The following is an 11,580-nucleotide window of genomic DNA, read 5'->3' as shown; positions in this document are numbered from 1 at the left end:
TGACTACGGTCTCGCTGAGCCACCCGAGCAGCGAGGAGACGCCATGCCCACGACCCGACGGTCCGGCGACACGAGCGGACGGGTGACCCGGTGAGCAGCGGCACCGCGGCCGGCGACCTGCGCGGCGGGCCACCCCAGGTGGTCGAGGTGGGCGACGGGCTGTTCGCCTACGTGCAGCCCGACGGCAGCTGGATGATCAACAACACCGGCTTCCTCACCGGCCCGGACGGCGTGGTGAGCGTCGACACCTGCGCGACCGCGGCCCGCACCACCGCCTACCTGGACACCGTCCGGTCGGTGACCGGGCGCTCGGTGCGCACCCTGGTGAACACCCACCACCACCCCGACCACACCGCGGGCAACGGGCTGCTGCCGGACGCCACGATCGTGGCGCACGAGGCCGCGCGCACCGAGATGATCGCCATGGGCAGCGTGCACCCGCCGGGCATCTGGCAGGAGTTCGACTCCGGCGCGCCGCCGTTCGCCCCGCCCTTCCTGACCTTCACCGAGGGCGTCACGATCTGGGCCGGGGACACCCGCGCCCAGGTGCGGCACGTCGGCGGGCCGGCGCACACCACCAACGACTGCGTGGTGTGGGTCGCCGAGCAGTCGGTGCTCTACGCCGGTGACCTGCTGTTCAACGGCGGGACGCCGTTCCTGCTCAGCGGCTCGGTCGCCGGGGCGGTGGAGGTGCTGGAGCGGTTCGTCGCCCCGCTCGGGGCCCGCACGATCGTCCCGGGTCACGGGCCGGTCTGCGGCCCGGAGGTCATCGACGCGGTGCTCGGCTACCTGCGGATGGTGCTCGACGTCGCCGGCCGGGCCCACGCCGCGGGCATCGGCCCGCTGGAGGCCGCCCGGGAGACCGACCTGGGGCGCTACGCGGAGTGGACCGACAGCGAGCGCATCGTCGGCAACCTGCACCGGGCCATGGCCGAGCTGGGCGGGGTGCCGGCCGGCGGGCCGATCGACGGGCTGAGTGCGCTGCGGGACATGGTGACCTTCAACGGGGGCGTCCCGCTGACCTGCCTGGCGTGACGCCCCCGGCGGCTCTGGCTACCGGTAGTTCACGTGCACGTGGTCGAAGTGGTTGGCCGTGACACCGCCACGGTCCTCCATCGGCTTCCACGACCCGTTGGGCGAGCTCAGCATCCGCTGCTCCCAGATCACGTACTCCACGCCGAGTTCGTCCCAGTGCGCGATGTGGTAGGCCGCGATGGCGTCACCGAGCTGGGCGTCGGACATGACCATGTAGTCCAGGGCCAGGCCGGAGGGGTGCCCGCCCGGGTCGGTGGCGCTGGGCCGGGTGCCGCCGAGCGTGATGCCGTCGGCCCCCGGGACGTTGCTGACCACCACGTCGGCGGCGGCCTGCACCTGGGGCTCGACGGCGCCGGAGGTGTTGCGGATGACCGCCACCGACCCGGTGGAGACCGACGCCGAGGGTGCCTGGGCGGCCGCCGTCCGGGTGCTCTCCTGCGCACCGGACGACGACTCGTCGGCGTCGGCGTCGGCGTCGACGGTCGCGGCGGAGGACGAGGCAGCGGCGGCCTGCTCGGCTGCCTGCGCGGCCGCGGCCGCGGCGGCCTGCTCGGCGGCCCGTGCCGCGGCGGCCTCGGCGGCGGCGCGGGCCGCCGCCTCCTCCTCGGCCTGCCGGCGGCGGTCGGCCTCGGCCTGGTCGGCGGCGGCCTGGGTCTGCTGTGCCGCGGTGGCTGCGGCGCTGCGGGTGCTGCGGGTGGCGGCCAGCTGCTCGAGCTGGCGCATGTCCGGCTCCACCGGTCCGGTCTGCGCGGTCAGCCCGAGCTGCGCGGCGATGGCCACCGACTCCGACGACGCGGGGTCGGCCTGCGCGGCCGGCTCGGCACCGAGCAGCACGTTGGCCGCGACCGCACCGGCGACCGCCATGGCGAGGTACAGGCCCGGGCGGGGGGCGGTGCGGCGGCGTGCGGCGGACCGGCGGGTCGCGGCCCGGCCCGGTGCCGTGCGCTCACCGGCGGTGTCGCCGGCCGGGGCGACGGGAGATGTGGCCGCAGTGTGTGCGGCGGCGTGACGTGCCGTGGTGCGGGGGTGCATGGGCGGGGGGACTCCGGGTGTGCGGGGGCGGCGCGCCCGGGGAGGGGCGACGGCCGGGCGAGGGGTGATCAGGGCAGCGCGGCCGTGCGGCGCGCACCGGGGCAGCGGCGGGGAGCCGATCGGGCTGGGTGCCCGGTCCGGTGCGGCCGGCGAGGGCCGGCATCGCCGTCCGGGAGGACGGCGGTGGTGGGTCAGCCGGGCTGGACCCGGTCCCGTGGCAGGCGCCGGTCGGGCGCGCAGGGACCGGCCGTGCCGGGCCGGGGACGTGCAGCAGTTCCAGGGCGCGCCATGCGGCGGCTCTCCGTTCTCCCGATGGCCGCCTACCAGGTCAGCTGACGGGTTCGGGCCGGAAGCAGCCCTACCCACACCCGGATCGTGCTCGGGAGCGGGATTCACCCCAGTGGTTCGGTGGGTCCCCGGCTCGCCCGTGGGCGACTCGGCGGCGCCCGGCCGAGGTCCCCGAGGGGGGACGCGTGGTGGTCGGCCGGACCGGGCAACCGTAGACGGGTTGTGCAGTGCTGACAATCGGCGTCCGGCGTTTCGTCGGGTGACGGAGCTCGCGTCCGCCCCGCCCCGGCACCGCGGGTGCTAGGCCGACGGGGCGCCGGAGCCCGCCGGCCGCCGTACGCTCGGCGGGTGAGTGTCGCCCTGCCCCCGACCGTCACCCTCGACTCCCGGTTCGCCCGCGAGCTGCCCGAGATGGCGCTGCCCTGGCGCGCCGAGCAGGCCCCCGAGCCCCGACTGCTACTGCTCGACGAGCAGCTGGCAGGCGAGCTGGGCCTGGACCCGGCATGGCTGCGCAGCCCCGAGGGCCTGCGGTTCCTGGTGGGCGTGGACGTGCCCGAGGGCGCAACCCCCGTGGCGCAGGCGTACGCCGGGCACCAGTTCGGCGGCTACACCCCGCGCCTGGGCGACGGCCGCGCGCTGCTGCTGGGCGAGCTGACCGACACCGGCGGCCGGCTGGTCGACCTGCACCTCAAGGGCTCCGGGCGCACCCCGTTCGCCCGCGGCGGCGACGGCCTGGCCGCGGTCGGCCCGATGCTGCGCGAGTACGTGGTCAGCCGGGCGATGCACGGACTGGGCATCCCCACCACGCGGGCGCTGGCCGTGACCGCGACCGGGCGCACCGTCCGCCGGGAGACGCCGCTGCCGGGTGCGGTGCTGACCCGGGTGGCCAGCAGCCATCTGCGGGTCGGCAGCTTCTCCTACGCCCGGGCCACCGACGACACCGACCTGCTGCGCAGGCTGGCCGACCACGCGATCGCCCGGCACCACCCCGCCGCCGCCGAGGCCGACCAGCCGTACCTGGCCTTGTTCGAGTCCGTCGTGGCCGCGCAGGCCGCGCTGGTGGCGCGCTGGATGCTGGTCGGCTTCGTGCACGGGGTGATGAACACCGACAACATGACGATCTCCGGGGAGACCATCGACTACGGGCCGTGCGCCTTCATGGAGGCCTTCGACCCGGCGACGGTCTACAGCTCCATCGACCACGGCGGCCGCTACGCCTACGGCAACCAGCCGGTCGTGGCCGAGTGGGACCTCGCCCGGCTGGCGGAGGCGCTGCTGCCGCTGCTGCACGAGGAGCAGGACGCCGCCGTCGAGCTGGCGGTGCAGGCCCTGGGCACGTTCCGGCCGCTGTACAACGCGGCCTGGGCCGCGGGCATGCGCGCCAAGCTCGGACTGCCCGACGCCGCCGACGACGCCGAGCCGGCCCCGCTGTTCGTGGACCTGCTGGCGCTGCTGCAGCAGGACCACGTCGACCACACGTCGTTCTACCGGGCGCTGGCCCGCGCGGCCCGGGGCGACGCCGAGCCGGTGCGGCTGCTGTTCCTGGACCTGGCCGGCGTCGACGCCTGGCTGGATCGCTGGCGTGCCCTGTCCCCGGACCCCGACGCGATGGACCGGGTCAACCCGGTGTACGTGCCGCGCAACCACCTGGTCGAGGAGGCGCTGGACGCCGCGACCGGGGGCGACCTGGCGCCGCTGCACCGGCTGGTGGACGCGGTGAGCGCACCGTTCCAGGCGCGGCCCGGTCTGGAGCGGTACGCCGCCCCGGCCCCGCAGGACTTCGGCGCCTACCAGACCTTCTGCGGCACCTGACCCGCCCGGCCCGCCCGACACTCCGGCGGGAACGGCCGCCCCGCGCAGCCACTTCCCCGCACACGGCCGCCTCCCGCACGGCCACTTCCGCGCACACGACCGCCTCCCGCACGGCCACTTCCGCGGAAAGGGCCGCCCCATCCGGCCACTTCCGTGGAAAGGGCCGCCCCATCCGGCCACTTCCGCGGAAAAGGCCGCTCCGCGGGGAGGGTCAGGCGGTGGCCGGGCCGTAGGTCAGCTGGGCCACGCCGTTGGCGAACCCGCGGCTGCCCAGCAGCGTCATCGGGGTCCGCGGGCCGCCCTCGGGGAACAGCCGGATGCCGGTGCCGACGGCGACCGGGTAGACCAGCAGGTGCAGCTCGTCGACCAGGCCGTCGGCCAGCAGGGCCCGCACCAGGGTGGCGCTGCCGCTGACGTAGAGGTCGCCGGACTGCTGGGCCTTGAGCTCGCGGATCCGGTCGGCGTCGTAGCTGCCGATCACCGTGGAGTTGTTCCAGTCGGCGTGCTCCAGCGTGCCGGAGACGACGTACTTCGGGCTGTCGTTGAAGAACGGTGCGCCCGGGTCGTCCTCCACGGTCCGCGAGGACCAGGCGGGGGCGAACATCTCGTAGGTGGTGCGGCCGAGCAGCACGCCGCTGCAGGTTCCGGTGATCTGCCCGATCGCGTCCGAGAACTCGTCGCTGAACTCGTAGTCCATCGTCCACATCGGGGCGTCGACGACGCCGTCCAGCGTGGTGAACTCGTGCACCTTGATCATGCCCATCGTGGTGCTCCTCCGTCGGGTTCCGAGCCGGGGCGGTATGCCCGGCAGCAGTCTGCTGCACGGGCAGCTGCCGCGCGTGGACGTGCCGCTCCTCCGCACGGGTGACAGGGGGATGTGCTGTCGAGCCGGGTCTTCCTAACCTCAGTCCGGTCGCTGACAGAGAGCGACCGCGAGCGCCGCCGCGCTCACGGAGCACAGCGTCGTCCTCCGCTTCCAGCGATCACCGGGAGTACGCCGCCGTGTCGGCACGACCATCCCCCACCCGCCGGGCCCGGGCGTACGGCCTCGCGATCGGCGCGGCCGTCCTGCTCAGCGGGTGCGAGCTGCCCGACGTGAGCATGAGCCCCATGCAGACGCCGTCGTCGGCATCGGCCAGCCCGACCGCGACGGCCGCCGCGCCGAGCCGGGCCGTCGTCGCGGCCACGGCTGCGCCGACGGCGCAGGAGCCGGTCCGCCCACCCGGGGACCTGGACACCGGCTCGATCACCCACCAGCTCGCTGCCGGGGACCGCAGCCTGGTCATCGACTACTGGACCACCCAGGACCCGACCACCTGGGCGGCCGCCGACACGAAGATCATCCAGCTGTCGGCGCACATCGAGGGCGGGGACGACGACATCCCGATCGACGTGACCCGCTTCGTCGCCACCTCCGACGACGGGGTCACGCGCAGCGTCGCGCTGGAGGACAAGGGCTCCTTCGCCCTGGCACCGCCGTTCAGCTACTCGACCGCCCTGACCCTGACGCCGTCGGCCGCCACCGCGTCGTCGCTCACCCTCTACGTCCAGTTCGACCTGCTGGTGGCCACGACGGCCAAGGGCACCTCGTCCTACCGGCAGACCGTCCTGGACACCCTCACCCTGCCGCTCGTCCAGGAGACCGCCTCGTGACCACCGACCTCGTCGTCCCCGGCCTGCGCCGTTCCACCGACCGCGTCCAGCTGGTCGCCCGTGGCGCCGTACCCACCGTCACCTCGTTGCTGCCGGACTCCCTCGCGCAGGCTCAGGCCTACCAGGCCCAGCGCACCGCGACGATCAGCTGCATCATCCCGGCGTACAACGAGCAGGACACGATCGCGGCCGTGCTGACCTCGCTGCTGGCCCAGACCCGGCTGCCGGACCAGATCCACGTCATCGTCAACAACACCGACGACGACACGATCGAGATCGCCCGGGGCTTCGAGGGCCCGCACGAGCGCACCGTGAAGGGGCACGTGTTCCGCACCGTCGTGCACGTGCACGACATCGGGGTGAACCCGGACAAGAAGGTCGGCGCGCTCAACATCGGCTACCACCTCAGCCGCGGGTCGGACTACATCCTGGGCGTCGACGGCGACACCACCCTGGACCGGCGCTGCGTGGAGTGGCTGGAGAACGAGATGGTCACCGACCCGCGCATCGGCGGGCTGTCGGCCATCTACACCTTCGACAAGAGCATCGTGAAGGGCATGCTGGCCCGCTTCCTGGTGGCCGGGCAGCGCGCCCAGTTCGCCGGGTTCAACATGGACAACCTGGTCCGCGGCCGGAACATGGCGGTGCTCGGGGGGCAGTGCAGCCTGTTCAGCGTCCGCGCCCTGGAGACGGTGATGTACCGCAACCACCAGACCGCGCCCTGGGTCCGCGACTCCGAGGTGGAGGACTCCAAGCTCTCCCTCCAGATCAAGGACGCCGGGTTCAGCACCAAGATCAGCGCGCGGGCGCGCGCGTTCGTGGGGCCGATGCTGGACCTGCGCGCGCTGCACGGCCAGCAGGTGAAGTGGAACTTCGGCGGCATCGACCTCATGTGGCCCGGGCAGCGGGGCGACAACAAGGGCCAGCCGATGCACCCGAACCTGCGGCTGCGCTGGTACGAGAACATCTCGATGGTCTTCAACATCGCGACCCGCATGGCGTTCCTGCTGCTGCTGGCGGCAGCCCTGTCGATCGACGCCTTCGTGTTCAACCCGGTGTGGCTCATCCCACCGGCGGTCGCCATGCTGCTCAACGCCCGGATCGCCGCCTCGATGCACGACACGAGCGCCTCGGACCTGCTCTACGCCGTCCTCATCGCGCCGGCGGAGCTGTACATGTGGATCCGGATGGGCCACTTCGTGTCGGCGTGGGTGCAGTTCTTCGCGCGGGTGGAGAAGGACAACTGGGCCGCCCAGGCCGCAGCCGAGCGCGGCCGGGGTTCGGCGTACGTCTTCCCGGCGATCTGCGCCCTCGCCACGTTCCTGGTGCTGATCTTCGCCTGGAGCCAGCAGAGCGTGCAGATCCAGTCCGCCATCCTGTCGATCGGCTGGCCGGTGCTGTACCTCATCACGGTCATCCAGACCCTGTTCATGCTGAAGAAGCTGGTGCGCCGGCAGCGCGGCTTCCGGGTCTGACCCGGGCACGCGCCGCGTGGCCTCTGGCCCGGGTACGGCGACCTCTGCCAGGCTGTGCCGGCCCTGTCCGCCGACCGTCGGGAGACCACGTGCCAGCCGTCGAGATGCGGGGCGTGTCGAAGAGCTACCGGCGGCGCGGCCGGCCGCCGCAGCAGGCACTGGACGCCCTGGACCTGGTGGTCGAGCACGGCGGGGTGCAGGGGTTCCTCGGGCCGAACGGGTCGGGGAAGACCACCAGCATCCGCGTGCTGCTGGGCCTGATCCGGCCCGACGCCGGCGAGGTGCGCCTGCTGGACCGCCCCGTCCCCGGTGACCTGCCGCAGGTCATCGGGTCGGTGGGCGCACTCGTCGAGACGCCGCTGTTCTTCCCCGGCTTCAGCGGGCGGCGCAACCTGCAGCTGCTGGCCGAGGTCGCCGGGCTGCCCCGCACCCGGGTCGAGGAGGTGCTGGAGACGGTCGAGCTGACCGACCGGGCCGACGACCGCTTCAAGGGCTACTCGCTGGGGATGAAGCAGCGCCTCGGCATCGCCGCGGCGCTGCTGAAGTCGCCGCGGCTGCTGGTGCTGGACGAGCCGAGCAACGGCCTGGACCCGGCCGGCATCCGGGACGTCCGCGAGCTGATCCGCCGGCTGGGCAGCAGCGGCTCGACGACGGTGCTGCTGTCCTCGCACCTGCTGGCCGAGATCGAGCAGGTCTGCGACCGGGTCGCGATCCTGGCCCGGGGGCGCTGCGTCGCGGCCGGGCCGGTGCGCGAGGTGCTCGCCGGCCGGTCCTCCGGCGACGTCCGGATCCGGGTGCCCGCCCCGGCCGAGGCCGCCGCGGTGTTGCAGGCCTCAGGCTGGGCCGTCAGCCCGGCCGAGGCGGGACTGGTCGTGCACGCCGTCACCGCGCCCGGTGAGGTGACCCGCGTGCTCGCCGAGCACGGCCACTACCTGGAGGAGCTCACCCCCGTGGCCGCCGACCTGGAGAGCGCCTTCCTCGCCATCACCGCGGAGCCGGTGTGAGCACCGCGGTCGGGCAGGGTGGGGTCCGGGCGCAGGGCGGAGGTCGCCCGGACGACGTCGCCAGCGTCCCGGCCGGCCGGTTCAGCGGCCTGCTGCGCGCCGAGGCGCACCGCTTCCTCTCCCGGCGCTTCATCCAGGTGGTGCTGGCGCTGGCCGTGCTCGGCTGGCTGGCCGCGGTGCTGGTCGCCTCCACCCAGTACTCCTCGGCCGGGCCGGAGGAGCTGGCCCGCGCGGAGCAGCGGCTCGCCCAGGACGTGCAGCAGGCCAACCGGGACCGGGAGGAGTGCCTGACCGGTCCCGACCGTCCGGAGGACGTGCCCGTGGATTCCGGGTGCGGGCAGGAGGTGCGCGCGGAGGACTACGAGGTCGCCAGCTACCTCATACCCGCCCCCTTCTCCCTCGCCGACGAGGGACAGGGCGGCGCCATCGCCTTCGGTGCCGCGGCCGCGGTGCTGGCGTTCCTGATCGGTGCCACCTTCGTCGGCGCGGAGTGGTCGACCCGCTCGATGGTGGCCCTGCTGTTCTGGGAGACCCGGCGCACCCGGGTGCTCGGCGCGAAAGCCCTGGTCGTAGTTGGTGCGGCCCTGCTGATCGGGCTGGCCGCCGCGGCCATGTGGCTGGCCATGGCTTCACTGCTGCGCGCCGTCGCCGGTGACGGCGCGCGCCTGCCGGACGACTTCTGGTCGGGCCTGCTCTCGCTGCAGGGCCGGGGGGTGCTGCTGGCGCTGCTGGCCGGGCTGCTCGGCTTCGGGCTGACCCACCTGGTGCGCAACACCGGCGCCGCGCTGGGGATCGCGTTCGTGTACGTGGCGATCGCCGAGACGGCGGTGCGCATCTTCCTGCCGAACGCCCAGCCGTGGCTGCTGACGAACAACGCCATCGCCCTGGTGGTGCCCGACGGTCTGACGCTGTACATCCCGCAGCGGACCCTCGACGGGAGCGGGCTGCCCGTCGAGCAGGGCACCGAGTACGTGCTGGGCAACCTGCAGGCCGGGCTCTGGCTGGGCGCGGTCGCCGCGGTGGTCATCGGCGCGGGCATGGTGCTGTTCGCCCGGCGCGACCTGCACTGAGCCCGGCCGCGGGCAGTCAGCTCGCGGGGAGGGACGGCGTGCCCCGGCGTCCCGGGAGCCGGCCTCATGGGGCTGCCGTGCTGGGCGTCAGCTGCCCCGGTTGCGCCGGCTCCAGCTGCTCCAGGAGATGTCCCGGCCGTGCGCGTACGTCGACACATCGGCGTCGCGCCGGCTCTCCCGGACGTCGAACCAGACCCGGCCGCCGCCGGTGACCTGGGAGCCGCGGCGCCGCACGCTGCGGTCCATCAGCCAGGCCGCGAGCAGCAGCGCCGTGAGGACGAGCCCGATCCCACCCCACACGAGCAACATGCGGCGGACGTTAGACCCTCGGGTGCTGCGTCACCGGGCACTGCCCGGGCCCGGCTCGTCAGCCGGTGCGGCTGGGGTCCTCGGGGCGCAGCGGGGCGTCGAGGAACTGCGGGTTCTCACAGCTCGCGCCGGGCTCGGGAGACAGCCCCGGGGCGTAGCGCAGCAGCTGGAGGAACTGCTCGACCCGGGGGTCGCCGACCGCGTCCACCCGCAGTTGGTGGCCCCACGACTGCAGGCTCACCGGCGTGTCCTGGCCGGGGTACGGCGAGACCATCGTGCCGGACACCCCGTCGGTGAGCTCGACCAGCACGGCCAGGTCGTCGCCGGTGACGACGTCCGGGTCGTAGGTGATCCAGACGGCGCCGTGCTCCAGGGCGTGCACGGCGTTCTCGTCCCGGATCGGTGCGGGGTAGACGCTGCCGGTGCAGTCGGCCCACTCCAGGTCGTGCTCCCCGCCCACCGGCGGGGTCTGCTCGTAGCCGACCGGGTCGGCGGTGTGCGCGCCGCCCGGGTACTCGTACACGGCGACGCCGGGGATCTGGTCCGGGGAGGTCACGCTCTCCGCCTCGGCCCGGTTCGAGCGGACGACGGCGTAGCCCACGACCGCGACGGCGAACAGCGCAACCACCACGGCGGCCGCGATCAGCCCCCACGGCCGCGACGGCGCGACCACCTGCGTCGGTGCCGTGCGCCGCCCGCGCCCTGCTGCCGTGCGGCGTCCCCCGCTGCTGGTCATGCCGGGCAGCGTAGGGCCCGCGGCCGGCCCTGGACGTGAGCGCGCCCGCCTCGGGACGGGTCTGCCGGCCCGGTCGTGGACTCAACCGGGCAGGACGCCGACGGCGGCGAGCAGGAACACCAGGACCGTCCCGGCGACGACGACGACGAGCAGCGCCAGCAGCATGCGCAGCGCCCGACGCCGCCCCGGGTGGTCGCTCGCGGCACCGGCGGCCAGGTGACCCCACCGATCGACCTCACCGGCAGGTGAGTACTGGTTCCGCTCGTCCCGCTCCACAGCGTCCACCCGCATCCGGCACTCGGCGTCGTCGAGCCGTCACCGTAGAGCGCCACGTGGATGCCCGTCGGCGCGGTACCGGTCGTGGTCGGCACGACGACCGCCGCGGTGCACCTGGCCCGCGTGCCCGCCGGTGCCGGGGGCGGGGACCCCGGCGCCCAGCTCGGGGCGGTGTGGGTGTTCGACCCCCAGGACGTCAGCGGGGAGACCGCCAACCAGTGGTGGGACCCGCCGAGTCACAGCACCGACGAGGTCGCTGTCCCGCTGGACGTCGGCCACCGAACACGATGGCCGACTCGCAAGGTCAGCCCCGCAGAGGGAGGAAGTGAGGCGGCCCCGCGTCCAAGGCATCCGCGCTCAAGGCATCCTCCCGACACCAGGCGGGTCGGTCCGGACGACTCGTCCTCCACCTGGAGCTAGGTAGAGTAAGGGCATGGTCGAACTCCGGATGACCCTCACCACGCAGCGCGTGCTCGAGGCACTGCTGGAGGACCCGGGGCGCGAGCGCTACGGGCGGGAGATCGGCCAGGCGGCCGGCCTGCGCAGCGGCACGGTCCACCCGATCCTCGCCCGGCTCGAGGGCCACGGTTGGCTCACGTCGCGGTGGGAGGACATCGACCCCGCGGTGCAGGGTCGACCGGCCCGCCGCTACTACGCGCTGACCGGCGAGGGCGTGCCGGCTTCCCGGGCCGCCCTGGCGCGTGCCTACCGTCCGCCCGCCTCGTCACGGCTGCGCCCGCAGCCGGGGCCGGCATGACCCGCCCACGCGCGCCTCTCGCCGTGGCGCGCGCCGGCATCGCACTGGCCGTCCAGGCGCTGCCGCACAGGGCCGACCGCGACCGGTACGGCCGGGAACTGGTCGCCGAGCTGCACGGGCTCCCGGTCGCGGC

Annotated in this window: 12 protein-coding genes and 1 riboswitch; of the genes, 7 read left to right on the top strand and 5 right to left on the bottom strand. The window is 74.2% G+C overall.

Going from position 1 to position 11,580, the window contains the following annotated elements; genetic code table 11:
• The first annotated feature begins 90 nt into the window (after positions 1-90).
• Positions 91-1,035: an MBL fold metallo-hydrolase gene (locus G1H19_RS11015; RefSeq protein ID WP_235927857.1), complete on the top strand. Its 945-nt coding sequence runs from the start codon at positions 91-93 to the stop codon at positions 1,033-1,035.
• A gap of 18 nt (positions 1,036-1,053) precedes the next feature.
• On the opposite strand, the gene G1H19_RS11010 is transcribed toward G1H19_RS11015, so the two are convergent.
• Positions 1,054-1,899 (bottom strand): hypothetical protein, encoded by an 846-nt coding sequence (locus G1H19_RS11010; RefSeq protein ID WP_152727785.1) that lies wholly within the window; start codon positions 1,897-1,899, stop codon positions 1,054-1,056.
• Between the two features lie 472 nt (positions 1,900-2,371).
• Positions 2,372-2,509, bottom strand: a riboswitch (cyclic di-AMP (ydaO/yuaA leader).
• A gap of 194 nt (positions 2,510-2,703) precedes the next feature.
• On the opposite strand from G1H19_RS11010, the gene G1H19_RS11005 reads away from it, so the two are divergent.
• Positions 2,704-4,167, top strand: coding sequence for a protein adenylyltransferase SelO (locus tag G1H19_RS11005; protein WP_162392194.1), 1,464 nt, complete (start codon positions 2,704-2,706; stop codon positions 4,165-4,167).
• 211 nt (positions 4,168-4,378) lie between these two features.
• On the opposite strand, the gene G1H19_RS11000 is transcribed toward G1H19_RS11005, so the two are convergent.
• A complete protein-coding gene (locus G1H19_RS11000; protein WP_152727784.1) occupies positions 4,379-4,930 on the bottom strand; it encodes a dihydrofolate reductase family protein in 552 nt (183 codons plus the stop codon).
• A gap of 239 nt (positions 4,931-5,169) precedes the next feature.
• Between G1H19_RS11000 and G1H19_RS10995 the strand changes: the two genes are divergently transcribed.
• The 4 genes from G1H19_RS10995 (at position 5,170) to G1H19_RS10980 (ending at position 9,369) form a co-directional block, all read left to right on the top strand.
• A complete protein-coding gene (locus G1H19_RS10995) occupies positions 5,170-5,820 on the top strand; it encodes a hypothetical protein (RefSeq protein WP_152727783.1) in 651 nt (216 codons plus the stop codon).
• Positions 5,817-7,295 (top strand): glycosyltransferase family 2 protein, encoded by a 1,479-nt coding sequence (locus G1H19_RS10990; protein WP_162392195.1) that lies wholly within the window; start codon positions 5,817-5,819, stop codon positions 7,293-7,295. The genes G1H19_RS10995 and G1H19_RS10990 overlap by 4 nt, the downstream gene beginning before the upstream one ends.
• A gap of 89 nt (positions 7,296-7,384) precedes the next feature.
• A complete protein-coding gene (locus G1H19_RS10985; RefSeq protein ID WP_162392196.1) occupies positions 7,385-8,299 on the top strand; it encodes an ABC transporter ATP-binding protein in 915 nt (304 codons plus the stop codon).
• Positions 8,296-9,369, top strand: a complete 1,074-nt coding sequence (locus G1H19_RS10980; RefSeq protein WP_152727782.1) for an ABC transporter permease subunit — start codon at positions 8,296-8,298, stop codon at positions 9,367-9,369. Before G1H19_RS10985 ends, G1H19_RS10980 begins: the two co-directional genes overlap by 4 nt.
• A gap of 87 nt (positions 9,370-9,456) precedes the next feature.
• On the opposite strand, the gene G1H19_RS10975 is transcribed toward G1H19_RS10980, so the two are convergent.
• The 3 genes from G1H19_RS10975 to G1H19_RS10965 all read right to left on the bottom strand — a co-directional run bounded on the left by G1H19_RS10975 (position 9,457) and on the right by G1H19_RS10965 (position 10,705).
• Positions 9,457-9,678 (bottom strand): hypothetical protein, encoded by a 222-nt coding sequence (locus G1H19_RS10975; RefSeq protein ID WP_152727781.1) that lies wholly within the window; start codon positions 9,676-9,678, stop codon positions 9,457-9,459.
• A 58-nt stretch (positions 9,679-9,736) separates the two neighbouring features.
• Entirely contained in the window at positions 9,737-10,414 is a 678-nt protein-coding gene (locus G1H19_RS10970; RefSeq protein ID WP_152727780.1) for a DUF3105 domain-containing protein, read from the bottom strand.
• Positions 10,415-10,495: 81 nt separating this feature from the next.
• Positions 10,496-10,705, bottom strand: a complete 210-nt coding sequence (locus tag G1H19_RS10965; RefSeq protein WP_152727779.1) for a hypothetical protein — start codon at positions 10,703-10,705, stop codon at positions 10,496-10,498.
• Between the two features lie 418 nt (positions 10,706-11,123).
• On the opposite strand from G1H19_RS10965, the gene G1H19_RS10960 reads away from it, so the two are divergent.
• Positions 11,124-11,447, top strand: a complete 324-nt coding sequence (locus G1H19_RS10960; protein WP_202925720.1) for a PadR family transcriptional regulator — start codon at positions 11,124-11,126, stop codon at positions 11,445-11,447.
• Positions 11,448-11,580 lie beyond the last annotated feature (133 nt).

It is taken from the genome of Goekera deserti (assembly GCF_010685995.1).
Lineage (GTDB): Bacteria > Actinomycetota > Actinomycetes > Mycobacteriales > Geodermatophilaceae > Goekera > Goekera deserti.
The sequence above is the reverse complement of the archived record's forward strand: the minus strand, read 5'-3'. Positions and strand labels throughout refer to the sequence as shown.

Excerpts from the sequence above, each read along its gene's own strand:
- G1H19_RS10970 (WP_152727780.1), bottom strand. The coding sequence starts at position 10,414 with ATGACCAGCAGCGGGGGACGCCGCACGGCAGCAGGGCGCGGGCGGCGC.
- G1H19_RS10975 (WP_152727781.1), bottom strand. The coding sequence starts at position 9,678 with ATGTTGCTCGTGTGGGGTGGGATCGGGCTCGTCCTCACGGCGCTGCTG.
- G1H19_RS10965 (WP_152727779.1), bottom strand. The coding sequence starts at position 10,705 with ATGCGGGTGGACGCTGTGGAGCGGGACGAGCGGAACCAGTACTCACCT.
- G1H19_RS11010 (WP_152727785.1), bottom strand. The coding sequence starts at position 1,899 with ATGGCGGTCGCCGGTGCGGTCGCGGCCAACGTGCTGCTCGGTGCCGAG.
- G1H19_RS11000 (WP_152727784.1), bottom strand. The coding sequence starts at position 4,930 with ATGGGCATGATCAAGGTGCACGAGTTCACCACGCTGGACGGCGTCGTC.
- G1H19_RS10960 (WP_202925720.1), top strand. The coding sequence starts at position 11,124 with ATGGTCGAACTCCGGATGACCCTCACCACGCAGCGCGTGCTCGAGGCA.